22 protein-coding genes and 1 other RNA gene are annotated in these 25,585 nt (G+C 58.1%); 18 read left to right on the top strand and 5 right to left on the bottom strand.

What is annotated here, in order from left to right; all coding sequences use genetic code 11:
* Positions 1–141: 141 nt before the first annotated feature.
* Both rnpB and rsmI read right to left on the bottom strand, forming a co-directional pair.
* Positions 142–488, bottom strand: an RNA gene (rnpB, locus tag EP166_RS08500) — RNase P RNA component class A.
* Between the two features lie 65 nt (positions 489–553).
* Positions 554–1,411 (bottom strand): 16S rRNA (cytidine(1402)-2'-O)-methyltransferase, encoded by an 858-nt coding sequence (rsmI, locus tag EP166_RS08505; protein ID WP_127556407.1) that lies wholly within the window; start codon positions 1,409–1,411, stop codon positions 554–556.
* Between the two features lie 174 nt (positions 1,412–1,585).
* Here rsmI and EP166_RS08510 point away from each other — a divergent pair, with 174 nt between their 5' ends.
* From EP166_RS08510 to ppa, 7 genes are all read left to right on the top strand, one after another.
* Positions 1,586–3,403 (top strand): penicillin-binding protein activator, encoded by a 1,818-nt coding sequence (locus EP166_RS08510; protein WP_164743872.1) that lies wholly within the window; start codon positions 1,586–1,588, stop codon positions 3,401–3,403.
* A complete protein-coding gene (locus EP166_RS08515; RefSeq protein WP_127556409.1) occupies positions 3,403–3,756 on the top strand; it encodes a YraN family protein in 354 nt (117 codons plus the stop codon). The genes EP166_RS08510 and EP166_RS08515 overlap by 1 nt, the downstream gene beginning before the upstream one ends.
* On the top strand, positions 3,756–4,352 hold the full coding sequence (locus EP166_RS08520) for a D-sedoheptulose-7-phosphate isomerase (RefSeq protein ID WP_127556410.1): 597 nt from the start codon (positions 3,756–3,758) through the stop codon (positions 4,350–4,352). Before EP166_RS08515 ends, EP166_RS08520 begins: the two co-directional genes overlap by 1 nt.
* Position 4,353: 1 nt before the next feature.
* A complete protein-coding gene (locus tag EP166_RS08525) occupies positions 4,354–4,923 on the top strand; it encodes a BON domain-containing protein (RefSeq protein ID WP_127556411.1) in 570 nt (189 codons plus the stop codon).
* A 118-nt stretch (positions 4,924–5,041) separates the two neighbouring features.
* Positions 5,042–5,941 (top strand): universal stress protein, encoded by a 900-nt coding sequence (locus tag EP166_RS08530; RefSeq protein ID WP_164743873.1) that lies wholly within the window; start codon positions 5,042–5,044, stop codon positions 5,939–5,941.
* A 124-nt stretch (positions 5,942–6,065) separates the two neighbouring features.
* Positions 6,066–7,355 carry a 3-phosphoshikimate 1-carboxyvinyltransferase gene (aroA, locus tag EP166_RS08535; protein WP_127556413.1) on the top strand — a complete coding sequence of 430 codons (1,290 nt, stop codon included), beginning with the start codon at positions 6,066–6,068 and terminating at the stop codon, positions 7,353–7,355.
* A 147-nt stretch (positions 7,356–7,502) separates the two neighbouring features.
* Positions 7,503–8,033, top strand: coding sequence for an inorganic diphosphatase (gene ppa / locus EP166_RS08540; RefSeq protein WP_127556414.1), 531 nt, complete (start codon positions 7,503–7,505; stop codon positions 8,031–8,033).
* Between the two features lie 81 nt (positions 8,034–8,114).
* Here the strand turns inward: ppa and EP166_RS08545 are convergent, their stop codons facing one another.
* Positions 8,115–9,167: a DUF2333 family protein gene (locus EP166_RS08545; protein ID WP_127556415.1), complete on the bottom strand. Its 1,053-nt coding sequence runs from the start codon at positions 9,165–9,167 to the stop codon at positions 8,115–8,117.
* A gap of 343 nt (positions 9,168–9,510) precedes the next feature.
* On the opposite strand from EP166_RS08545, the gene aroQ reads away from it, so the two are divergent.
* From aroQ to coq7, 11 genes are all read left to right on the top strand, one after another.
* Complete coding sequence (gene aroQ, locus EP166_RS08550; RefSeq protein ID WP_127556416.1) at positions 9,511–9,951, top strand: type II 3-dehydroquinate dehydratase; 441 nt, start codon at positions 9,511–9,513, stop codon at positions 9,949–9,951.
* Between the two features lie 15 nt (positions 9,952–9,966).
* On the top strand, positions 9,967–10,422 hold the full coding sequence (accB, locus tag EP166_RS08555) for an acetyl-CoA carboxylase biotin carboxyl carrier protein (protein ID WP_127556417.1): 456 nt from the start codon (positions 9,967–9,969) through the stop codon (positions 10,420–10,422).
* An 11-nt stretch (positions 10,423–10,433) separates the two neighbouring features.
* Entirely contained in the window at positions 10,434–11,780 is a 1,347-nt protein-coding gene (gene accC, locus EP166_RS08560) for an acetyl-CoA carboxylase biotin carboxylase subunit (RefSeq protein ID WP_127556418.1), read from the top strand.
* Positions 11,781–11,962: 182 nt separating this feature from the next.
* Positions 11,963–12,856: a 50S ribosomal protein L11 methyltransferase gene (prmA, locus tag EP166_RS08565; RefSeq protein ID WP_127556419.1), complete on the top strand. Its 894-nt coding sequence runs from the start codon at positions 11,963–11,965 to the stop codon at positions 12,854–12,856.
* 171 nt (positions 12,857–13,027) lie between these two features.
* Positions 13,028–14,392 (top strand): DUF3426 domain-containing protein, encoded by a 1,365-nt coding sequence (locus EP166_RS08570; RefSeq protein WP_127556420.1) that lies wholly within the window; start codon positions 13,028–13,030, stop codon positions 14,390–14,392.
* Between the two features lie 142 nt (positions 14,393–14,534).
* A complete protein-coding gene (gene dusB / locus EP166_RS08575; protein WP_220432529.1) occupies positions 14,535–15,524 on the top strand; it encodes a tRNA dihydrouridine synthase DusB in 990 nt (329 codons plus the stop codon).
* Positions 15,521–15,829, top strand: coding sequence for a DNA-binding transcriptional regulator Fis (fis, locus tag EP166_RS08580; RefSeq protein ID WP_028669477.1), 309 nt, complete (start codon positions 15,521–15,523; stop codon positions 15,827–15,829). The genes dusB and fis overlap by 4 nt, the downstream gene beginning before the upstream one ends.
* Positions 15,830–15,993: 164 nt before the next feature.
* Positions 15,994–17,574 carry a bifunctional phosphoribosylaminoimidazolecarboxamide formyltransferase/IMP cyclohydrolase gene (purH, locus tag EP166_RS08585; RefSeq protein ID WP_127556422.1) on the top strand — a complete coding sequence of 527 codons (1,581 nt, stop codon included), beginning with the start codon at positions 15,994–15,996 and terminating at the stop codon, positions 17,572–17,574.
* Positions 17,575–17,634: 60 nt separating this feature from the next.
* Positions 17,635–18,918, top strand: coding sequence for a phosphoribosylamine--glycine ligase (gene purD, locus EP166_RS08590; RefSeq protein WP_127556423.1), 1,284 nt, complete (start codon positions 17,635–17,637; stop codon positions 18,916–18,918).
* Between the two features lie 139 nt (positions 18,919–19,057).
* Positions 19,058–21,478 carry a hybrid sensor histidine kinase/response regulator gene (locus tag EP166_RS08595; RefSeq protein WP_164743874.1) on the top strand — a complete coding sequence of 807 codons (2,421 nt, stop codon included), beginning with the start codon at positions 19,058–19,060 and terminating at the stop codon, positions 21,476–21,478.
* Complete coding sequence (gene coq7, locus EP166_RS08600) at positions 21,453–22,094, top strand: 2-polyprenyl-3-methyl-6-methoxy-1,4-benzoquinone monooxygenase (RefSeq protein WP_127556425.1); 642 nt, start codon at positions 21,453–21,455, stop codon at positions 22,092–22,094. Before EP166_RS08595 ends, coq7 begins: the two co-directional genes overlap by 26 nt.
* 58 nt (positions 22,095–22,152) lie before the next feature.
* Here the strand turns inward: coq7 and tfpB are convergent, their stop codons facing one another.
* Together tfpB and EP166_RS08610 are read right to left on the bottom strand one after the other, a co-directional pair.
* On the bottom strand, positions 22,153–23,913 hold the full coding sequence (gene tfpB / locus EP166_RS08605) for a type IV pilus assembly ATPase TfpB (protein WP_220432566.1): 1,761 nt from the start codon (positions 23,911–23,913) through the stop codon (positions 22,153–22,155).
* A complete protein-coding gene (locus EP166_RS08610; RefSeq protein WP_127556427.1) occupies positions 23,913–25,379 on the bottom strand; it encodes a CYTH domain-containing protein in 1,467 nt (488 codons plus the stop codon). Before EP166_RS08610 ends, tfpB begins: the two co-directional genes overlap by 1 nt.
* Between the last annotated feature and the right edge of the window lie 206 nt (positions 25,380–25,585).

A 25,585-nucleotide genomic window follows, 5' to 3' on the forward strand; every position in this document is an offset into this window, starting at 1 on the left:
GCCATAAATAGTGCAGCGAGCTACTTGCATTGAGGTTCAAACGAATTAAAGAGGGGCTAATCAACACGGCGCCAAACAAGCGCTGGCTGTTGAGTCTACCTGTACGACCCCTATTCCGGGGCATATCAAGGAGGATAAAAGAGGGCGAGTCAGCCGATAAGCCGGGTTCTGTCGTGGACAGTCATTCGTCTAGCCCTGCAGTCACCCGCAGGGTCAAGCAGCCTACCCGGTCCCGACGCGGGCCGCGCCTTAGTGGGACCCTATTTGGCCTTGCTCCAGGTGGGGTTTACCATCGCCAGCTCTGTTACCAGACCTGCGGTGCGCTCTTACCGCACCTTTTCACCCTTACCGCTCGCGAACGAGAGGCGGTTTCCTTTCTGCTGCACTTTCCGTCGGCTTTCGCCGCCCAGACGTTATCTGGCACCCTGCCCTATGGAGCCCGGACTTTCCTCTCCTTCTTTCGAAGCAGCGACTGTCTGGCCAACTCGCGGGGCGCACAATACGGGAAACCCGACGAATCGCAAGTGTTTTTCTGTCGCAGCGCCCCTGAACCTCAATCGGCCCGATTCAACCCGGTAATCAGCTCATACCACTCTTTCTTGCGCCCACCGATTAACGACACCATGGCGGCCGCTGCCTGCTTGGGCGGCATCAGTGGTGCCAATACAACTGCCAGCGCTTTGGGGTCCAGCCCAACCGACGAGTCCGTACGCGCCTCCCCGGCCACCATCACCACAAACTCACCTTTACGTTGATGCTCGTCCGCCTCAACCCAGCCGAGCACCTCATCGAGTGTGCCCCGCAAGACCGTTTCAAAGGTCTTGGTCAGCTCCCGGGCAACCACCACTCGCCGCTCGCCACCATAGACCGATACCATGTCCGCCAGACTGGCCAGAATGCGGTGACTGCTTTCGTAAAACACCAGGGTGTGAGGGCTCTCTGCACAGGCTTGCAACGCTTTTTGCCGGGCGGCCGTTTTAGCTGGCAGAAAGCCTTCGAAGCGCCAGTGATCCGTCGGCAGGCCCGCGACACTCAAGGCGGTAATGACCGCGCTGACCCCGGGAACCGGGTGCACCGGAAAGCCGGCGTCGGCCACGGCCTGAACCAGGTGATAGCCAGGGTCGGAGATCAGCGGCGTACCGGCATCGCTGATCAGCGCGACCGACTGGCCTTGCTCCAGTAAAGAAACAATAAAGTGTCCACGGTCACGCTCATTGTGCTCATGGACGGAGATGAGCCGGGGTGACGCTCCCAGATGATCCAGCAGACGGCGGCTGTGCCGGGTATCTTCAGCGCAGCAAACGTCCACGGACGACAGCACCGAAACCGCACGGCGCGTAATATCATCCAGATTTCCGATGGGCGTCGCGACGACATAAAGAGCCGCTGGCAGAGTTGTATTGGCAGACATGAGACCTCGGTTGGGTGGTGCAGAAGCACCCGGGCAGACTAGGGTTAACGGGAACGGTAATTACCGACACTGTACCAGAAGCGGCTTCCTTACAGGCAACGCCCTATTTCATCTTCACTTTATTCAGTAGAATGCTGGTAATCCATTGTAACCAGCGCCCGGTCCATGTTGAAAATGCCCACCATCAAAACTGCTCTGCCACTTTGCATCGGAATTGCCATCGCGATGCTGGCCGGATGCGCCAGCCAGTCAACAACCCCGGAACCGTCGTCGGATGAATCGGTACAAACGGTCGACGGCCTGGTCGATCAACGCCTGGACCAGGCGCAGGCATTGCTTGAAGACTACCAGGTCAATGAAGCCGAGGTGGTACTGAGCGGTCTTCAGTTCAATCAGTTAACCACGGCCCAGCGAACGCGCTACGCCCAACTCCGAGCCGAGCTGGCGCTGAGCCTGGGTGACGGCAATGAAGCACTCAACTGGCTCAGTGGCGACCGCGCTTCCCTGTTCGATGGCTTGCCGCTGGAGCAGCAAAAAGTCATCAGCCTGATGCGAGCGGAAGCTTACGAATATTCCGGCAGCTATTTGTCGGCCGCGCGTGAGCGAATATTTCTGGCGCCGGTTTTAGAAGGTGATGATGCCCGCTTCAATAACGAGCAGATTTGGTTCGACCTGCAACTGGTGCCCGAAGAATCGATTCGCGACCTGGTGGCGGCAGAATCGAGCCCCGACCTGACCGGTTGGCTTGAGCTGGCGCTGATCGCACGGGACAATCCGGACGACCTGCGCCGCCAGGTGATCGCCATCGACGAATGGATAAACAGCCACCCGTCACACCCGGCCGCTCAGAACATCCCCGGTGACCTGGCCTTACTGCGCCAACTGGCCAACACCCAGCCACGCAACATCGCGGTACTGCTGCCACTGTCGGGTCCGCTGGAGATGGCCGGCAAAGCCATACGCAGCGGCTTGTTAGCTGCCTGGTATGAATCGAGCCTTGAAGAGGGCGAAGTCCCCTCACTGACCTTCTTTGACACCACCGAAAATGCCGATGCCTATAACACCTATAAGCAAGCCGTGTTCGAAGGCGCAGATTTGATCATCGGTCCGCTCGATAAAACGCGGGTTCAGCAATTGCAGCAACAAACCGTGCTGTCAGTTCCGGTACTGGCCTTGAACTACAGCGACCTCGCGGGCAGCGGTCCATCCAACTTTTACCAGTTCGGTCTGGCACCGGAAGACGAAGCCAAGCAGGTTGCCGAGCAGGCCTGGCAGCAGGGCAACCGCAACGCCATGGTGCTGGCACCCGATTCTGAATGGGGCCGCAAAGTGAGCGACACCTTCGTTCGCAACTGGGAAACCCAGGGCGGGCGGATAACCAGCAAATCGCTCTATACCCAGCCAGACCAATACCTCAACACGGTTCGCCGGGCACTCAATATCGACCAGAGTGAACGACGCATGCGTGCGCTCGATACTCTGATTGAGCGAGACATTATTTTTGAACCACGCCGGCGCGAAGACATCGACATGATATTCATGGTCGCTTTTCCGTCCCAGGCTCGACAGCTTAAACCCATGCTGAACTTTCAATACGCCTCGGACATTCCGGTTATGGCCACATCGCACCTGTATGATGGCACCCGCAACACCAGCCGCGATCAGGATCTGAACGGCGTGTCGTTCGTCGAAATGCCCTGGGAGCTGCGCGAAAACCCGATCAAGCGCGATGTCCGGGCAGCGTTCAATGAACAGTTTGCCGGCTTTGAATCTCTGGTCGCATTGGGAGTAGACAGCTACCGCCTCTATCCACGCTTGCCACAACTGCAACAGTTTCCAGACACCCGCGTCTACGGTGTCACCGGCACTTTAAGGCTCGATGCCCGGCAACGCATTGAGCGCGAGCTGACCTGGGCCCAGTTCAGCAACGGTGAAGTTCGCCCCGGCACCGGGCTGATCAACGTACTCAACCCAACGGGCACAACACCCTGATGGTTTGGCGACCGGTAAAAGGCGGCGATGCGGAAGACCAGGCTTACGACTGGTGCCAGCAACAGGGCTGGACGGTACTGGCGCGCAATTTTCAGGTAAAGGTTGGCGAGATCGATCTGATTTGCCGCGATGGAGAAACGCTGGTGTTTGTCGAAGTCCGGCAACGCCGTAACGAGCGGTTTGGCTCCGCCAGCGCCAGCGTGACCCCCGCGAAACAGAAAAAGCTGATTCGGGCGGCACAATGGTATTTGCAATCTAACCCGGCGCAAGCCCGCTGTGGCGCTCGCTTTGATGTACTGGCACTTGATAAGAACAATGCCATCCACTGGATTAAAGGAGCCTTTGCGGCCTGATGACCGAGCCCGATGACATTCTCTACGAGCACATTGGCCAAAGCCTGGAATCCTTTCAGTGGGTGGCCGAACAACTCGACGAATTGCTGCACCACGGCGCCGACCTGCTAACCGAAGCGCTGCTTAACGACGGAAAAATACTGGTCTGCGGCATGGGCAGTTCCGCCGCACTGGGCCAGGGCTTTGCCACGGGCATGCTCAGTCGATTCGACCGGGAGCGTCCCGGCTTGCCCGTCTTGGCGCTGTCGGGAGACGGGTCGCTGATGAGTGGCATCAGCTACGACACCAACCCCAATGACATCTTCGCCCGTCAGGTTCGCACGCTCGGGCACGAACAGGACGTGCTGCTCGCGATTTCAGCATCGGGCAAAGCGCCTGCCGTCATCAAAGCGGTGCAGGCTGCTCACGACATGGGTTTGTGCGTTGTCGCACTAACCGGGCCGGACGGTGGTGACATCGCCACCCTGTTGGAAGAGAATGATGTTGAACTCAGTGTTTCCGGCGCCACCAATACCAGTCTGCAGCTCACCCACCATTTGATTCTGAACTGCCTGGGTGCGCTGATCGAACATCAATTATTTGGAAGTGAGCTCTGATATGAAACTCCCTGTTATCATCGTTATGTCCGGTTTTCTCGCCCTCAGCGGGTGCGCTAGCCTGCTAGGCAGCGCCACCGATGAGCCCATTGTTCCTGACACCGAAGGCCGCAGCATGGGCCAGGTGATTGACGACAACAGCCTCGAAACGCGCTTGGCCGTCAACCTCGACAAAGCCGATGAGCGGTTCAGCCAGAGCCGCATTGGCATTCACGTTAACAGCGGTCTGGTGCTTCTGGTTGGTCAGGTTCCCAGCACCGACCTTATTGCCCGGGCCACCGAGGTTGCGCGCAATGACCCTACGGTTGAAGCTGTGCACAACCACCTTTCTGCCAAGGCACCTATCTCAGCGGGCGTGCGCACGAACGACTCCTGGCTCGAGGTAAAAGTTAAATCGAGAATGTTTACCACCGATGAATTCTCCTCATCCAACGTGAATATTGTGGTTGAAGAAGGTGTTGTTTATTTGCTTGGCCGCGTGACCCGTGAGACTGCGCAACAGGCGGTGACTATCGCGTCGGAAGTCTCGGGCGTGCAAAAAGTGGTGACGGTTTTTACCCCGGCCGACTAATGGCAGCCAGCACCGGGAAGACTCGGAATAATTTGAAGCACGCGCAGACAAGCGCAGTAACTGCGACTAAGCTTTAGACAACAGCCGCCGAATGTATCGACCCTGTGAGGAACTGGCCATGTTTAAACACAAACACATTATTGTCTTGATTGATCCGGCCGAAGACAGTGCCCTGGCCGTCAGCAAGGCCAGCCGTCTGGCGCGTCTTGACGACGCGCACCTCACCCTGTTCGCCTGCGGGTACAATGCCAGCCTGGCGTCCAATCACCCACTCAACCCGGAGACGTCGGAAAAAGCCCAGAAAGCCTACATGCATCGTATGATGGAAGGGCTGGAAACCATCGCAGACATCGCTCGCAATGAAGCCGTCGAGGTCTCACTCGAAGGCGTCTGGGACAAACATGCCGGCACGGCGTTATTGAATTACCTGTCTGACCACCCGACCGATATGGTGGTAAAGGCCACCCACCATCAAAACGTCATTCAACGTACTTTTTTCAGCCAGACCGACTGGGAGCTGATTCGCCATTGCCCGGTGCCGCTGCTGCTGACCAAATCAAACGCCTGGGGTGACCCGGTGCGCCTTACCGCCGCTGTAGACCCGGTGCAGGCCAACGACAAACCCGATACGCTCGATGAACACATTGTCCGCTGGGGCAAGGATTTTGGCACCCACCTCAACGGCCGGCTCGAACTGCTGCATGTGTACGATCCCACGCCACTGCTTATCTACCTCGATCAGCCCACCATTGACAGTGCCGACATCAGTGAAGAGATTCGCGAGCAACATGAGCAGGCCTTGCACCAACTGGCCGATCAGCACCAGATCGACCGGGCCAACACGGTGCTCGAAACCGGTTCAACCCTGTCGGTTATTCCGGAGTACCTGCACCAGGCCAATGTTGACATGGTCATCATGGGGGCCGTGGCCCGAAGCGGGTTGGAACGCTGGCTGCTGGGCCATACCGCCGAGAAAATTCTGGACCGGATAACGGTCGATATTCTGATTGTTAAATAACAGCACAAACCCCGATCAGCATACCGTAAGGTGCAACACTTTCTTTCAAGGTGTTGCACCGGATGCAAGACCACCCCAAGCTGACGTACAATAGTCGCCCGATTTCTTCAGCGTACGGATGGCTATGCAAACTCTGACCCTCCCCAGACTGCGACAGGCGCGCGGCACCGTTCACATTCCCGGCTCCAAAAGCCTGTCGAACCGAATCCTGCTGCTGGCGGCCCTGTGCAAGGGCACTACCCGCGTCAGCAACCTGCTGGTCAGCGACGACATCCGCTATATGCTCGACGCCCTGTACGAACTGGGCATTCCTTATTACCTGAGCGACGATGGCACCGAATGCCGCGTGGTCGGTCAGGCGGGTGAGCTGGCTCGCGGCCAGGTGTTAACGCTGTTTCTGGGCAATGCGGGCACCGCCATGCGGCCCCTGGCTGCCGCCCTCTGTGCCGGTTCCGGTGAGTTTGAACTGACCGGTGAGCCGCGCATGGCTGAACGCCCCATCGGCGACCTGGTCGACGCCCTGACGCCACTGGGTGCCAACGTAACCTACCTCGGACAAGCCGGTTTCCCGCCTCTGCGGATTAAAGCGCAGACACTTCGAGGCGGCGAAGTCAGTATCGATGGCAGTATTTCCAGCCAGTTTCTCACCGCACTGCTGATGACAGCCCCCCTGCTGACGGAAGACCTCACCATCAAAGTGAGCGGTGAGCTGGTGTCAAAGCCTTACATCGACATCACGCTCAATGTCATGCAGCAATTCGGAGTGACGGTTACCAACGACAATTACCACTCTTTTCACATCAGCGCCGACCAAGCCTATGTCAGCCCGGGTCGGATCATGGTTGAGGGCGATGCCTCCAGTGCCAGCTATTTTCTTGCCGCTGGCGCCATTGGTGGCGGACCGGTTCGGGTTGAAGGCACCGGAACGGCATCGGTACAGGGTGATGCCCGTTTCGCCGAGGTACTCGAACAAATGGGCGCCCGGGTCACCTGGAGCGAACACTGGATTGAGGTCAGCAAAGACGGTCCACTTAAAGCCGTCGATGTCGACCTGAACCACATTCCCGATGCGGCCATGACCATTGCCACCACGGCCCTGTTTGCCGAGGGCACCACACGCATTCGCAATATTTATAACTGGCGGGTCAAAGAGACCGACCGGCTGGCGGCCATGGCAACAGAATTGCGCAAACTGGGCGCTACTGTGGATGAAGGCGAGGATTACATTGCCATCACGCCGCCCAAGGTAGTGCAATCGGCCGCCATTGACACCTACAACGATCACCGCATTGCGATGTGCTTTTCGCTGGCGGCTTTCAGCGAGGCCGAGATCACCATTAACGACCCGGGCTGTACGTCAAAAACCTTTCCGGACTATTTCGAACGCTTTGCCAGCATCACCCACAGTGAATGAGCTCTGTGCACCCTGCAGAAAACCCTCATACTGCGACCATGGTAAGGCTGCAAAGCGGCGTGTCAGTCCCTATAATGGCGCGCACACTGTTAATACTTGCCGCCTGAGACCAGGCGGTACCCTTTTACGAACCAGGAGGCCCGCTTCATGAGCTATAACCAGATCCCGGCCGGGAAAGACCTGCCTAACGATGTCTACGTTGCCATTGAAATACCGGCGAACAGCAGCCCGATCAAATACGAAATCGATAAGGATTTCGACGCGCTGATGGTCGACCGCTTCATGGCTACGCCCATGTTTTACCCGGCCAACTACGGCTACATCCCCAACACCCTGGCCGATGACGGCGATGCGGTAGACGTATTGGTCGTCACGCCCTATCCGGTGGTACCCGGCAGTGTCATTCGCGCGCGTCCGGTGGGCGTTCTGGAAATGACCGACGAAGCGGGTTCCGATGCCAAAGTGGTTGCGGTTCCGCACAGCAAGCTCAGCGCTCTGTACGACGATGTTCAGGAAGTGACCGACCTGCCCGCCCTGCTGCTGGAGCAAATCAAACACTTTTTCGAGAACTACAAGGATCTCGAAAAAGGCAAGTGGGTCAAAGTCGAAGGCTGGGCCGATGCAGCCCGCGCCAAAGAAATTATTACCGAAGCGGCCAACGCCTACGACAAGCAATAATCAATTTGGCCTGAATCGCCAAAAAATGCTAAAAAAAGCCGGGATCACGGTCCCGGCTTTTTTACGTCTGGCGATAACCCGTTAGCCACTGGCCATCAGCTCGCGCAGATCGGCCAGAGCGGCGTTCGCCCGCGAAATGTAGTTGGCCATGACCAGCGAATGATTGGCCAGAAGACCAAAGCCACTGCCGTTCAGGACCATGGGCGAAAAGACCATTCTCTGGGTGCCTTCCAGTTCACGGATCACTTGCTGCAAACTGACCCGGGCATTCTTGTTATCCAGAATCGAACCAAAATCCGCTTCGATCGCTTTTAAAATGTGCAACAAGGCCCAGGCAGACCCCCGGGCTTCATAAAAAACATTGTCCACTTCCAGACGCGGCGTTTTCACAATCTCTTCTTCGCTACTGATAACGCTAGTGGCCGCATCCGGGTTGAGCATCAGATTGGTACTGACGCTGCGCTGACCCACCGAGGCGCTCAATCGCTGTGACAGGGAGCCCAGCCGGGTTTCGACATCCTCCAGCCAGCGGTTCAGGTTATCGGCCCGCGCGTAGAACTGAGCCCGGGTGTTTTCGGGATCGGACAGGCGCATCATGTAGGCATCGATGTACTCAAGCCCACGCCGATACTCACTCTCGGTGGACGGCAGCATCCAGCTGTTGTGGTCAAAATGAAACAGCGGCTCCGCTCTGGCCAGATCCGGATCTTCAGTCGACTGAGACTGGGAACGACTCATATCTCGGCGCATGGCCCGGCTCAAATCCCGCACCTGAATGATCACCCCAAACTCCCAGCTTGGCATGTTGTCGAGCCACAGCGAAGGCGGGGTCACGTCATTGGCCAGGTAGCCACCGGGCTTTTCAAGTACCACCGTCATCAGTTCTTTAAGGGTATAGGTTGTGGTGTACCCAACGACCAGCTCGTGGCCATTGTCGCTGGCATGGCGTTCGGCGAGCGCAACGACATCCCGCTCTCCGGGTTCGTTACTCCAGTACCAGCCCAGCAGAACCAGTGCCAGAAAAACAACCAGCGCCGCCAGGCCCAGCCAGCGGCTGGAGCGACCGGTCAGTCGAAAACGGCCAAGCCCTCGACCCAGTCCTGTCTTAATGCGTGACCATCGTTCACGAATCATTTGTCTGAACTCCCTGCCTGTCGACTTTGAAATAGTGTTAAAAGTAATCGCTATGCCGCCAGCTTAGTCATCCACTCACCCGAAACCAAGGGATGATGGTCACAAAAGCAATAATGCTATTGGACCGTCTTCACACCCTCTGGCCGGACAGCGCCTGAAATGCACGAAAAGCATGGAAAGGCAGGCATTTGATGATGAAAATTCACAACTAAAATTCGCCGATTCAGTTGTTCGACGAATTTAACAGCACTATCGTCTATATTTCCGGTCAGGTTCCCGGACATTGGTCGATTCACCACCTACACTCTCATCCGGACCAACAGCTAAGGACACACAGGTACTCATGGCGCAATTACTGCTGCTCAATGGCCCCAACCTCAATTTGCTGGGCACTCGGGAGCCCGAGGTATACGGACACACAACGCTCAACGACATCGAACAGTCGCTAGCACGCGCCGCTGCCGACCTCGGCCACAGCCTGGCCTGTACTCAAAGCAATCACGAAGGCATGCTGATCGACCGCATTCACCAGGCCCGGGATGAAGGGGTCAACTTCATTCTGATCAACCCCGGCGCATTCACTCACACCAGTGTTGCCCTGCGCGATGCGCTAGCCGGGGTTGCCATTCCCTACATTGAGTTGCACCTGTCCAACGTGCATGCCCGTGAACCGTTCAGACATCATTCGTATCTTTCCGACCAGGCGGTCGGAGTGATATGTGGATTTGGAGCGCACAGCTACGAACTCGCTCTGCACGCCGCCCATCAACAGTTAACGCACTGAATAAAGGAACCCCTTATGGACATTCGCAAGGTCAAGAAGTTGATCGAACTGCTGGAAGAATCCGGCATCGATGAAATTGAAATCACTGAAGGTGAAGAAGCCATTCGCATCAGCCGTACCTCACACAGCCTGCCCCCGCAGCAGATGCATTACGCAGCAGCGCCTGCTCCAATGGCAGCGCCTGCCGCCGCACCGGCCCCGGCAGCGGCCGAACCCAGCGCCCCGGCTGAACCGGCAGGCCACTCTGTACGCTCACCCATGGTCGGCACGTTCTATCGCGCGCCGTCGCCAACGAGCCCCAACTTTGTAGAAGTAGGCCAGCAAGTGAAACAGGGTGACACCATTTGCATCGTTGAAGCGATGAAGATGATGAACCAGATCGAAGCCGACAAGAGCGGCACCGTTGAAGCGATTCTGGTCGAAAACGGTCAGCCGGTCGAATTCGACCAACCCCTGGTCACCATCAGCTAACGAGGCCTGTCATGCTTAAGAAAGTCCTGATTGCTAACCGCGGCGAGATTGCTTTGCGCATCCTGCGGGCCTGCAAAGAGCTGGGCATTCAGACGGTGGCGGTGCACTCTGTCGTCGACCGTGAGTTGAAACACGTGAAGCTCGCCGACGAGTCGGTCTGTATTGGTCCCAATGCCTCCTCAGCCAGCTACCTGAACATACCCGCCCTGATCGCCGCGGCCGAAGTCACGGATGCCGATGGCATTCATCCCGGTTACGGCTTTCTAGCTGAACGGGCTGACTTCTGCGAGCAGGTCGAGAAATCCGGCTTTACCTTCATCGGCCCGTCGTCCAGCGTTATCCGGCTGATGGGTGACAAGGTTTCGGCCATTGAAGCCATGAAAAAAGCCGGCGTGCCGACGGTTCCGGGTTCCGATGGCCCGATGACCGACGACCCGGAAAAATGCCTGGCCATGGGTCGCCAGGTGGGCTATCCGGTCATCATCAAGGCCGCTGCCGGTGGCGGCGGGCGCGGCATGCGCGTTGTTCATGCGGAAAAAGACCTGCTCAACGCCATACAAGTCACACAGAACGAAGCCGCAGCCGCCTTTGGTGACGGCACCGTTTACATGGAAAAGTTCCTGCAAAACCCGCGTCACGTTGAAATTCAGGTGCTGGCCGACACCCACGGCAACGCCATTCACCTCGGCGATCGCGACTGCTCACTGCAGCGTCGTCACCAGAAGGTCATGGAAGAAGCACCGGCTCCGCACATCGACCCGGAAGCGCGCGCCAAAGTGCAGAAAGCCTGTGTGGATGCCTGCATCGAAATTGGCTACCGTGGCGCTGGCACCTTTGAATTCCTATACGAAGACGGCAACTTCTATTTCATTGAAATGAACACCCGCGTTCAGGTTGAGCATCCGGTGACCGAAATGGTGACCGGGGTGGACATCATCAAGGAACAACTGCGCATCGCCTCGGGCGAGCCGCTGTCCTATCGTCAGGATGAAATCCAGATCAAAGGCCATGCCTTTGAGTGCCGCATTAACGCCGAAGACCCGCGTACGTTTATGCCCAGCCCGGGCAAAATCACCCAGTTCCACCCGCCCGGTGGCCTGGGCGTGCGTTGGGATTCGCACATTTATTCCGGCTACACCATCCCGCCGTTTTACGACTCCATGATCGGCAAGCTGATCACCCTGGCTGACGATCGGCCTCAGGCGCTGGCACGCATGAAATCGGCCCTGGATGAACTGGTCATCGCCGGGATCAAGACCAACACCCCGTTGCAAATGGATCTGGTTCGAGACGAAGGCTTTGCGCGTGGTGGTGTCAACATTCACTACCTAGAGCATAAACTGGCCGACGAACAGTAAGCGGGCAATCCGGCACCCATTGCCGGAACACTGATTACTACCAAGCCGGGTTCTGCCCGGCTTTTTGTTGTTTGACCGCAAACAGCCCTTCGAGAGCCTGTTTGCAGGCAAAACTGAACCAACAGGCGCTCTGGTGTACACTTCACCTCTCAGACGCTGCCCAACCTTGCACAGGATTTGCCATGCCCTGGTTACACATCAAAATCCCCACACTGCCCGAGCATACCGACGCTCTGGAAGATGCCCTGCTGCTGGCCGGGTGCCAGGCGGTGACCCTGGTCGATAGCGAAGACCAACCGGTTTTCGAACCCATCCGCGGCACAACACCACTGTGGCAACACACAACGATTCAGGGCCTGTTCGACCACGAACTGGACGCCAATGCCCTGACCCAGCAGTTGCAAGACGCCATGCAGGCCATGAAAATTGACGCTCAGGGCCCCATCATCACGGAAATTCTGGAAGACAAAGACTGGGAACGCAGCTGGATGGACAATTTCAAGCCCATTCCCTGCGGCGATCGGTTGTGGATCTGCCCGTCCTGGCTCGAGCCACCCGATCCGACGGCCATCAACCTGAGACTGGACCCAGGCCTCGCGTTTGGTACGGGCACACACCCGACCACCTTCCTGTGCCTGACCTGGCTCGACCAGAATACCCGGCCTGGCGATACTGTGCTGGACTACGGTTGTGGCTCCGGCATCCTCGGCCTGGCCGCCCTGTTACTGGGCGCTGACCGAATGGACGGACTCGACATTGATCCCCAGGCACTCGATGCGACCCGGGCCAATGCCGACAACAACGCCATTGCCCCGTCACGCTTTCGGGTCATGCTCGACGATCAGGATCTCGATCCACACTATGACCTGGTGGTCGCCAACATTCTCGCAGGCCCGCTGTGCGACCTGGCTGCGTCGATCTGTAGCCGGCTCAGATCCAACGGCAAGATTGCACTGTCGGGCATACTGGAACACCAGGCTGATACGGTACTCGCTGCCTATGCGCCCTGGGTCGACTTCGAGCCTCGCGCAAGCCATGATGGCTGGGTTCGACTGAACGGGCGACGGCGTCAGTAGTGGCGCCTGCCTGTTGAGTGAGGCAGTCACATATTGTTATCTGACAGCGCCTTTCTTACACTAACCGACCGTCGCGCCACATAAAACGGACCAATAATACCCTGCGGGTCACCAGAACCGTGGCCAGAGACAGGACCAATCGTGCATGGATGCCAGGAATCATAATTAGCAATGGCTGAAACCTTTATTACACAGTGCCCGCACTGCGGCACCTCTTTTCGCGTCAGTGACGAACAGCTGTCCATCGCCAACGGCTCTGTGCGCTGTGGCGCCTGCCTGCAGGTTTTCAGTGCCCGAAACCACATTGTGACTGCTGCTGCGGGCAAGCCAAAATCCAAGCCGGCCCCTCGCCCGGCGCCCAGCGCTGCAAAGCCAGCCCGGCCAACCACAAAAAAACCGGCTCAAACCCCGAGAGCAGCAGCACCGAAAGCTGCCGCAGCCGCCAAACCCAAGGCATCGCCACCGGCAGCCAAACCCAAACCCGCCAAGCCAGCTCCGCCTTCGCGCTTTGCCGCAGACGACGATGACGATGCCGACTTCCTGTTCGCAGACAACCCGGAAGAGGACCAGGAGTTCGTCTTTCAGGACAGCGATGACGATCTCTACGACCAGGACGATGACGATTCCGAACTGGGTGATTTGAGCGACTCGTTCATTAGCCTCAACAACCCGACCAGCAATCGCAAGAGCGCCAACCCCTTTCAGCGTGAGGCCGATGATGAAAAAGACATCCTCGACGACCCGGAAAGCGCCGATGAAAGTTGGGCAGAGTCAATTCTGGAAGAACTTGAACGCGAAGAATCCCGGGATAACCGACGCCAGGAAAAAGCGCAGTTCGTTAGCAAGCCGATGTCCGACCCCCGACCGGTCAAGGCAAAACGGCCAGAAGCCGAACCCGCCTGGTCCGTTGACGACTCGGACACCGACGATTTCGACAGCCCCGCTTTCGGCAGCACCGACCGGCGCGGCAACGACAAGGCGACCGCATCCTCTGTTGTTCGTCAGCTGAATCACGACATCGACCTGGATTTCAATGCCGAAGACCGGCTGGCGCGCTGGCGCTGGCTGGGTGCGGTTTTTATTGTCGTACTGATCGGAGTACTGGTTGCGCAGCTTGCCTGGGTGCAACGGGATACCTACGCCAAAATGGATCAGTGGCGGGGCCTTTATCAGACCGTGTGTAACGCCGTGGGCTGCACCCTGCCGGAACAGGAAGACCTGGACCTGGTGCGCACGTCAAACGTCCTGATCCGGGATCACCGCGCATTGAATGATGTTAAATTGCTCGATGCCGTTCTGACCAACCGCGCCGCCTTCCGGCAACCCTTTCCGGTGTTGATTTTGCAATACACCGATGTCAACGGGGAACTGGTGGCCGACCAGTCGTTCACACCCGAGCAATACCTGCGTGGCGAACTGACCGGCACCCGCCTGATGCCCGTTAATACGCGCATCTATGTCTCTCTTCCAATTCGCGATCCCGGCACCCGGGCTGTGAACTACCAGCTTGTTCTGGCGCCTGCCGGAACCCGTTAAAAGCGATACAAGATCCGCTCAAACAATCAATGGGGCCAAAGGCCCCATTTTTTGAAAAGAAACGGATTGTCAATCTTTCATCTGAACGCCAGAGCCAGTATCATTCCCCGCCCTTGAGCTGAGCAATTTTTAACCGATTACTGTGTTTGCCATCGGCCCCTATACCATTACACAACCGACCGTCCTGGCGCCTATGGCCGGAGTCACCGATCGACCGTTTCGCTCTCTGTGCCGGTCGTTGGGTGCGGGGCTGGTCGTGTCGGAAATGGTCACCAGTGATACTCGCCTGTGGAACAGCAACAAGTCTCGCTGGCGGCTTGATCACCGGGGTGAACAGGGGCCAATCAGTGTCCAGATTGCCGGTGGCGACGCCGACATGATGGCGCAGGCTGCGCAGGCCAATGTGACCCGCGGCGCACAGATTATCGACATCAATATGGGCTGCCCGGCCAAAAAAGTGTGCAACAAGGCGGCCGGTTCCGCTTTGATGCGCGATGAAGGTCTGGTTCGGGACATCCTGGCCGCCGTGGTTGGGGCGGTTGATGTCCCGGTTACCCTGAAAATCCGGACTGGCTGGTCGCCAGACCAGCGCAATGCCGTCACCATTGCTCGCATGGCGGAAGACCTCGGCATTGCGCTGCTGTCGGTGCATGGACGGACCCGGGCCGATGCCTATAAAGGCTCGGCCGAGTACGACACCATCGCGCAGGTTAAGCAGGCCGTGAGCATTCCGGTGCTCGCCAATGGCGATATCGACAGCCCGCAGCAAGCAGCCAAGGTGCTCTCAGTCACCGGTGCCGACGGTGTAATGATTGGCCGTGCGGCCCAGGGGAACCCCTGGATCTTTCAGGCGATCAATCATTACCTGGCCCATGGCGAGATACTGCCAGAGCCGGATTTGGACACAGTTGCTGCAACGCTGAGCCAACATGTCCAGTCGCTGCATCAGTTTTATGGAGACTACATGGGCGTGCGCATTGCCCGTAAACACGTGGGCTGGTATCTCAAAGCCCGGGGTGTCGACCGGACGACACTCTCAGCATTCAATCACCTGGAGCAACCGCGTGAGCAGCTCCAGGTTATAGCCACCCTTTTTCAACGTTTGACATCGTTAAAGGATACAGCAGCATGAACCTCGACACCGTTGCCCAGGACCCTCAGCGCCCTGATTCAAAAGATTCACTGAACATCCACTCCTCGGCCGACAACCCCCAGACTTTGCGTGACAGCGTTGAAATTGCCATGCGCAACTACTTTGCCCACCTCGAAGGCCAGGACGTTGCCAATGTCTACCAGATGGTCATGAGCGAAGTGGAAGCCCCCATGCTCGAGGCCGTCATGCGCTTCAGCCGGGACAACCAGACCAAAGCCAGCCGGGTGCTCGGCCTCAACCGGGGTACCTTGCGCAAAAAACTGAAGCAGTACGGGCTGCTCTAACCACGAAAAAGGCGACGTCGAGTCGCCTTTTTGCATTTCGGGCAACCGGTTTTTGACCAGTTGCACCAGATTGACCATCACAGACTCTGCTTTTTGACTGAAACCGGCCCAACCCGGCACCGCGTCTGCCGCCGCAAGCCACTGACCGATCGTTCGAGGATCTTATGACCAAAACGCCACAACGCGCCCTGATCAGCGTCTCCGACAAAACCGGCATCGTCGACTTTGCCCGTGAACTCAACCAGCGCGGTGTCGAGCTGTTGTCCACCGGGGGCACCTTTCGCCTGCTGACCGACGCTGGAGTTCCGGTAACTGAAGTATCCGCCCACACCGGTTTCCCGGAAATGATGGACGGCCGGGTAAAGACGCTGCACCCGAAGATTCACGGTGGCATTCTGGGCCGGCGCGGTCAGGACGACACGGTCATGAACGAGCACGGTATTGATGCCATCGACCTGGTCGTGGTCAACCTCTACCCCTTCGCCGACACCGTCAGCCGGGAGGACTGCACCCTGGCCGACGCCATTGAAAACATCGACATCGGCGGCCCGACCATGGTGCGCTCAGCGGCCAAAAACCACGCCGACGTGGCCATCGTCGTCAACACGGACGATTATCCGGTTATTCTCAGCGAATGGGATGCCAGCGGCGGCTTGTCGCATGCCACCCGCTTCCGGCTGGCCCGGTCCGCCTTTGAACATACGGCGGCGTACGATGGCATGATCGCCAATTACCTCGGCCGGGTAGACCTCGATACCGACCCGGCCAGCGTTCCCGAAAAAGCCGTTTTCCCGCACACCTACAATCAGCAGTGGCACTTGAAAGACGTTATGCGCTACGGCGAAAACCCGCACCAGAAAGCGGCGTTTTACGTCGATACCGAGACCCCCGAGGCCAGCATAGCCACCGCCACCAGCCTGCAGGGCAAGGCGCTGAGCTACAACAACATTGCCGATACCGATGCGGCTCTGGAATGCGTCAAGCGCTTCGAACAACCGGCCTGTGTCATCGTCAAACACGCCAACCCCTGCGGTGTGGCGGTTGCTGATACGCAGCTGGCCGCCTACGAACGGGCCTTCCAGACCGACCCGACCTCGGCTTTTGGTGGCATCATCGCCTTCAACCGCGAGCTTGATGCTGCCACGGCCCATGCGATTATTGACCGTCAGTTTGTCGAAGTGATCATAGCGCCCTCGGTCAGTGCTGAAGCAGCCTCCATCGTTGCCGCCAAACCCAATGTTCGCCTGCTCAGCAGTGGCTTCTGGGACCGCGCTCTGCCCGGTTTCGACTTCAAGCGCGTTAACGGTGGCTTGCTCATTCAGGACCGGGACCTGGGCGAGGTCTCGGCCGATGAATTCAAACTGGTCACGACAACAGCGCCAACCCCCGAACAACTGCTCGACCTGCAATTCGCCTGGTCGGTGTGCAAGTTCGTTAAGTCCAACGCCATTGTCTATGCCAAAGACGGCCAGACCGTCGGCATCGGCGCGGGTCAGATGAGCCGCGTTTACAGCGCTAAAATCGCCGGCATCAAGGCCGCCGACGAGGGGCTGCGCATAGCCGGCTCGGTCATGGCATCCGATGCCTTCTTTCCATTCCGGGATGGCCTCGACCAGGCCGCTGAGATGGGCGTCAAAGCCGTCATTCAGCCGGGTGGCAGCATGCGCGACGACGAAGTCATCGCCGCTGCAGACGAGCATGGCATTGCCATGGTGTTGACTGGCATGCGTCATTTCCGCCACTGATACCCGACTCGTCACCCTAACGACTGCGCCCATCGCGGCAAGAACTACAGGACAACTGTTATGAACATTCTGATCATTGGCAATGGCGGGCGTGAGCACGCCCTGGCCTGGAAAGCCCGACAAAGCCCCCTGGCCGACACGGTTTATGTCGCACCGGGCAATGCCGGAACAGCTCGTGAAACCGGAATCGAGAACGTTGCCATCGACGTTCTGGATTTGGACGGCCTGGCCCGCTTTGCTGAGGAACACCAGGTTGGCCTGACCATCGTCGGCCCGGAAGCCCCGCTGGTCGCTGGTGTGGTCGACCTGTTCGAGCAACGCGGCCTGCCTATTTTCGGCCCTACCCAAGGTGCGGCCCAGCTCGAAGGCTCCAAGGCATTCACCAAAGACTTCCTGCAGCGCCATGCCATCCCGACGGCCTGGTACCAGGTATTTACCGACGCCGCTGCAGCCCGAACCTTTGTGCAGGAAAAAGGCGCACCCATCGTCGTTAAAGCCGATGGACTGGCGGCCGGCAAAGGCGTCATCGTCGCCCGGACCGAAGCAGAAGCCATCGCCGCCATCGACGACATGCTGTCTGGCAATGCGTTCGGTAACGCCGGTTCACGCGTCGTGGTTGAGCAATGCCTGACTGGCGAAGAAGCGAGCTTCATCGTCATGGTCGATGGTGACACCGTCGTGCCCTTTGCCTCCTCCCAGGACCACAAGGCGCGCGACAACGGCGACACCGGACCCAACACGGGGGGTATGGGTGCCTATTCGCCTGCCCCTGTGGTCACCGATGAATTGCACCAGCGCATCATGGATGAGGTGATTTATCCCACCGTGCATGGTATGCAAGCCGAGGGCAACCGCTACCGGGGCTTTCTCTACGCTGGCATCATGGTCGCCGCTGATGGCACACCCAACGTGCTGGAATACAACTGCCGCTTCGGTGATCCGGAAACCCAACCGATCATGATGCGCTTGCAATCGGATCTCGTAGCCCTGTGCCTGGCAGCGGTTGAAGGGAGACTCGAAGGGCAGCAGACCCGGTGGGACCCGCGACCGGCGCTGGGTGTTGTACTGGCCGCTGGCGGATACCCGGCCAGTTATCGCTCGGGCGATGTCATCAGCGGTCTGGACACAGACCTCGGTCCCGATGCCAAAGTCTTTCAGGCGGGTACAGGCCTGAACGACCAGGGTGAGACAGTCACCCAGGGTGGCCGCGTGCTGTGTGCCACGGCTCTGGGCCAGACCATTGGCGATGCCCAACGACGTGCCTATGAGGCGGTCGAGTCAGTTCAGTTCGCAGATCGCTACTGCCGTACCGACATCGGCCACCGGGCGATCAACCGCGACTGACCGGCACAGCCATCGGGGCGAAAGCCCCGACTTCTGCGGCACCGACTTGGGGCCAGTGCCCGACGGCGTTATACTGCGCCCACGCGGGCATCAGCAATCAGCTGGCGCCCAGGGACGTTCGGTGCCGGAGCTCTGCCTTGTGAAAACTGTTCGACTGATCCACAGCGCCAGCGCTGCCATCATGCGGCTGTTGGCGCTCACTCTGCTGACGAGTCTGGCAGCGGCCGATGAGCCCATCTTACTCAACCAGAGCTCTCTGGACATTAACATCCTTGAGCATTCGGATTACCTGTTCGATGCTGACAACCAATACTCTGTCTACCAGCTGCAACAGGAAGGGCTGGCCAATCAGTTCACGCCCTTGCACCAGCGCCTGTTGCGCAGCGGCCTCTTTGATGGCGCCTACTGGATCCGTGTACCGGTCAATAACTCTGGTGGCCAGACCCGTAGCTATTCATTTTTCGTAGAAAGCCACGCGAACCATCTGATCGAGATCTACTACCCCAGCACCAACCCGACCGCCTACACCAGTTTTAACGAGAGTGCCGCTGCATTGACCTTTAGCAGCGTTCGTTCAGGCGCCAGCGTGCCGCTGGACAGTCGGCCGGAGCCACTTGGGACTTACGTTCTTCCGGTACCGATTCAACCCGGAAACCAATATTTGTACATCAAGCTGCAATCGGCCGATCCGCTAAACACCCTTATTTCTGTCGTGGATGAGCGCACGCTTAAGCTCAGGGTCGCACGCAGCATCAGCACTCATTCAGCGCTATTTGCCGTCCAGTGGGTGCTGGCGCTGATCGCGCTGATCGGCTGGTTCAAGCTAAGGTCCGCTGCCATTCTGTGGGCGCTGCTGCTAAACCTGGGTTTTATCGCGATCAATGCAGGCTGGAGTGGCCTGGCGTCTTTCGTGATTCCGGGTCAGGGCTACCTGGACATTCATGCGCGTAACGTGGGTGGAGTAACGGTTCTTATGAGTATGCTTGGCCTGCTGGCTGAGGTACGCAAAGAAAGCTATCCCGCCTGGCTGCGCGAAAGCCTGACCTGGCTGCTGCGCCTGCTCGCCGTGCTGGCTGTGGTGACCCTGCTGCCAATGTCACGCACCTTCAGTCCGATTCTTCTGACCCTGATCCCGGTGCTGTTACTGACCGTTGTCGCACTTTGGCTTTATCGGCGGGATGCCAAGGCTCCCTATGAAGGCTGGTTGTTGGCCGGTGTAGGCAATCTGCTGATTCTGTTCATTGTCATCATGACCGCCAGCCTCGGCCTGATTAAGAGCATTGCCCTGAATGCCTTCGCATTGCACAGCCTCGCCGTGACCGCCGCCCTGTTAGTCGGCTGGGCGGCCTTTGGTGTTGCCCGCAAGAGTGACTCGCGACTCGCGGTCGACGGACTTAATTTGCCCAACCTGCACTGGCCCCTGTTACGCAAACTGAACCACGAAATGCGCGGTCCGATCAACGGTGTGCTCGGCATGACCGAATTGTTGCAAGACACCAGCTTGTCGGCTCACCAGCAGGAGTACGTGAACACCGTGCAAGCGGCCGGGTTTTCCTTGCTGCGCCAGGCGGACCAGTTGCAAAATCTGGTGCGCATCGGCTTGAACCGGCTGCCGGAAGGCGAAGACGAGTTTGATCTGTACGATTTGCTGGAAGACGCCATTCAACCCTACTCTCGCCTCGCCCATGCCAAGCAACTGGAACTGGTGATGGACGTTGCGCCGGAACTGCCGACACGCTATCGGGGCAACGCCCAGATCATTGCCCAGGTCCTGAGCAACCTGCTCGACAACGCCCTGAATTACACCGACAACGGCGAGGTTCTGATTCAGGTCAAACCCTGGCATCACAACCGCATCCGCTTCAGCGTGACCGATACGGGGCCCGGCCTGCCCAAGGAACTGAAAAGCACTCTGTTCGACTTTCCGGCGGTTCGGGCCGAAGATCAGCTGGCGCCGCGTGATATGCACCTGGGCTTGCCCATTACCCGCATTCTGGTCGGATTGCTGGGTGGCCAAATAACCTTCAGCAGCGAGCTGCGCATGGGCACGACGTTCTGGATTGATCTGCCACTGGCCGAAATCAGCGCGACCACCGAAGTCGATGACTATTCGGTTCAGGATCTGGACCAGATGCGACTCATGGTCGTCGACGACAACCTCACCTGCCGCAAGGTCATAGAGCATCTGGGCATGAGCTGGGGCATGGATGTCTTCAGTATGAGCAATGGCCAGTCAGCTCTGGCCAATCTCCATAACGAATTTCACAAGGGCACGCCGGTGGATGTTCTGGTCCTCGACCAGAATATGCCGAGCATGACCGGCATCGAACTGGCGGAGCGTATTCGCGCTGACAGCAGTCTGAACAAGGACATTATTATCATCATGTTAACCGGGGTTGATGTCGGTCATGTCGATCTCGATGAAAGCCGGCTTAATATTCAGTATTTGCTGACTAAGCCGGTATCCGGCCGGGCACTGAAACAAACGCTTATGCAAGCCATGCCTGATATTCAGGCCAACCGGGAACGTACCCATGCCAAGAAGTCACTCTTTTTCTGATCGTCTGGTCGCCCACCTCGACAACGCCCTCAAGACGCTGACGCCGGGGGCCGTTCAGGCGCGCCAGCCACTGCCGGTCGACGATCAGGACATACCGGCGCTGGACACCGCTCAGACACAGCATATTGCCGGTCTGATGCGCATCAATCACACCGGTGAAGTCTGCGCACAGGGGTTGTATCAGGGCCAGGCGCTCACCGCGAAACTGGCGCAAGTCCGGGAAGACATGGACCAGGCCGCTGAAGAAGAGCTCGACCATCTGGCCTGGTGCGAGCAGCGTCTCAACGAACTGAACAGCCGTACCAGCTTCCTGAACCCAATATTTTACGGGCTTTCCTATGCCATGGGAGCGATGGCAGGCATGGCCGGTGACCGCTGGTCGTTGGGTTTTGTCGCTGCGACAGAAGACCAGGTCAGTGCGCATCTGCGCGACCACCTGAATCAGATTGACCGGCAAGACCCTCGCTCAACCGCCATTCTCGAGCGCATGCTGGCCGATGAAGAACGACATGCCGAACACGCCCTTGCAGCCGGTGGTCAGGCATTCCCGACCCCGGTGAAGCGACTCATGACGGAGGTGTCAAAGGTGATGACCAAGACGGTCTACCGGGTCTAGGGCGTTTCTGACCTTGCCGGTGTCGCTCCCTGCTAACAGCCGGGTCATGCGTGGACCTCTAACGCACTTCCGGCGTCACGCGGAACACTTCTTCCGGCGTGGTAATACCGGCTGCTACCTTCCGGGCTCCGGATAAACGCAAGCTGAGCATGCCCTGCTTGATGGCATGCTTGCGAAACCGCTGCGGATCACAGTCGTCCGTCACCAAGCCGGCCAGCTCACCGCTCATCAGAAAGCTTTCATACAAACCTGAACGACCCAAATACCCGGTATTGCGACACTCGAGACACCCTACCGGCTGGTAGAACGACGCCGGTTTCGGTGCCGACCAGGGCTTGACCAGTTGCTGCCAGATATCGTCACTGGCGTCAGTGGTGGTCTTGCAATGCGGGCACAGGGTTCTAACCAGGCGCTGCGCCATGGCGCCCAGGACGGTGGCCTTGATCAGATAACTGGGCACGCCCAGATCGAGCAATCTTGTAATGGCCGTAGGGGCATCATTGGTGTGCACGGTCGACAGCACCAGGTGGCCCGTCAGTGCTGCTTGCACGGCCATCTGCGCGGTTTCCAGGTCGCGAATCTCACCTATCATGATGATGTCCGGGTCCTGACGCATCAGAGCGCGAATGCCGTCGGCAAAACTGAGATCGATGTTCTGCTGAATCTGCATTTGATTGAACGCCGGCTCCACCATTTCAATCGGGTCTTCAATGGTGCAGACATTCACCTCCGGCGTGGCCAGGGTGCGCAGCGTTGAATACAGCGTGGTCGTTTTACCCGAGCCGGTCGGCCCGGTCACAAGAATGATGCCGTTCGGGTTGCGGATCATCTGCTTCCAGTTGTTGAGGTCTTCATCCTGCAATCCAAGCGCAGAGAAGCTCTTCAGCAACACTTCCGGATCGAATATCCGCATCACCAGCTTTTCGCCGAATGCGGTTGGCAGGGTCGACAGCCGCAGCTCCACTTCCTGACCTTCCGGCGTTTTGGTCTTAACCCGTCCGTCCTGAGGTTTGCGCTTCTCAGCAACGTTCATCCGGCCGAGAATCTTGATGCGGCTGACCACAGCCTGGCCCACCTGAATGGGCATCTGATAGACGGCGTGTAAGATGCCATCAATTCGAAACCGGATATGGGCATACTCGCGTCGTGGTTCGACGTGAATATCACTGGCGCGTTGATCGAATGCATACTGAAACAACCAGTCGACGATATTGACGATGTGTTCATCGTTGGCTTCGACATTCTGCAGATTGCCGAGTTCAATCAGTTGTTCAAAGTTGCCGATACCGGCTGCCGACTTACGCCCAACCGCACCGGTCACCGACCGGTTCAGTGCATAAAATTCGAGTGAAAAGCGGTCGATGTCTTCGGGGCTGGCTACAACTTTGCGAATGCTGCGCCGGGAAACCTGTTCGATCGCGTCTTCCCAACCGGTCAGCAATGGCTCGCTGGTAGCGATTTCCACCACGTCGTCTTCAATGACCAGAGGCAACAAGTTGTAACGACGCGCGAATTCATACGACATCACATCGGTGATGCGGGTGACATCAACTTTCAGCGGGTCAATATTCCGGTAAGGTAAACCAACGTGTTCGGCCAGCCATTGCGTCAGCGCATTGAGGCTGAGTTTTTTGGCGGGATTGGCCAGGTCGGTCAACTCGAGCGAGGCCAGACGCTGCAGCGGATGCTCCTTGCCCGGGCGCACCTTGCGACGGGCCCGGTCGGTCTGCTCGGCGCTGAGACGGCCATCGTCCTGCAGTGCCCGCAATACGCTGTCTATGTCTAACCGACCCGGCAACAAGGAGGCTGCGGCCAAGATTACACCTCCAGTACGGCATCCCGGGAATCAAACAGGCGACCCGCCAGTTGCTTGATGTCGCGCAAGAGTACAGGCTGGCTGCGCGTCCAGCTGTAGACCGAAGCCTGCTGCTCGAGCGGCAAGTCGTTCAGCCATTCGTGCAGACGACTGACGACATCCATGGCCGACAATTTCGACAGGTTGTCTTCAAGCGCCTGGAGTTCAGCCTGGTAATGATCCAAGTCTTCGCTGTAAAGCGTGTTGAAGTATTGGCACAGCATCAACAAGCGGTGCACGGCCGGGTACTGAGCCAGTGCATGACTGGTGCTGCCGGCAAACTGATCGGGGTTGAACGCCTGCCAGGCCGTGGAGAGAGAACGGTCGAGACCATCGCTCACCGCAACTTCGGACGCACACTTGTGTTCTTCGGTCTGATCTTCCCGCCAGCTGCGCAAATGCAACCACTGCGTCATCGACATCAGCGTATGGCCAAAATCGGCATTGCTCGCCAGATCTTCAATGCCCTCCAACGCCCGAATGGCCTTGGCCTGTTGCAAACTGACGGCAATGTTTTCCGGCTCGCTGCAGGCATCCTGACTGAGCGCAAAACACGCTGGCCACCAGGAGACCAGCGGCCGTATAGCGCCTTCGAGCCAGCCCACCCAGGCTTTAACCTGGAGACGATGTCGGGTTGGCAGAATATCGCTGAACCATTCAAATTCCGTCTGCATATTGCCCAGCGTAACCAGCATGGCCTGTACCTGAGACCATTGCTGCGTCATCCAGAACAGGTCCCACTGGCGCTGAAGGCGCTCCAGTTCGTAACCGAAGAGCGCGCAAAATGCACTCTCCATGCTCTGCTGAGCCACAATGGCTGGCAACGGCAGGTTTATCGGCACTGCATTGTTCAGCAGGCGGTACCCGCGTTCGGCCTTGGAGATATCGGAAGGCACCAGCGGGATACTGCGCGTCAGTTCATGCGCCAATGACAGCAAGGCCGCCAGACCACCCGACTTCAATTCAAGCTCGACTTCACTGATCGCCTGGGAATCGGTGCCCGCGGACACCTCTCCTTCATCCAGCACAACTTCGATATCGGCCCCCTGGTGCTGTACCAGCCAACGGTGCCGGTTAAACCGGGTGCTAAACAGCTGTGTCAACCGGCCGGCAACGCCTTCTGGCAGCACGCCGTCCGGGCATTCCGACAGATCAAGCTGGCCATCGGGCCGCTCAACTTCCCACTCGTCGCGCTGGTGCAGCCCGCCCACATTGGAGCCCCGGGTTTTCAGCGTCTGTACACAGTGACCGCCCTGAAAGCGCAAGCGCAGTGCCGTACCGGACTGCGTCAGTTGTTGATCAGGCGTATCGTAATACTGGTTTTCGAGCGCAGAAGACTGGGATGGCAGTGAGGACAACACCGGATGTGATCTGAAAGCTTCGACCGCTGAAGGACGAATACTGAGCTTCAATTCGATTTCCTGACCCATGAGACTACCCGTTTTGCTGATGCTTATAGTTATAATTCAGCCAGTTACACTAAGCTCCACCCAGGGTGGATGGCGACAATGCGGCCCGGCTGGCAACCATCATCCTGATAGACGATGTATTCTTAATGTCAGTTTACCTTGCCGGGCCGGGGTGTACAGTCAGGAATAGGCGATATTCATCACACTTTACGGTCTATTCGAGCCGA

Source organism: Saccharospirillum alexandrii (genome assembly GCF_004000275.1).
Lineage (GTDB): Bacteria > Pseudomonadota > Gammaproteobacteria > Pseudomonadales > Natronospirillaceae > Saccharospirillum > Saccharospirillum alexandrii.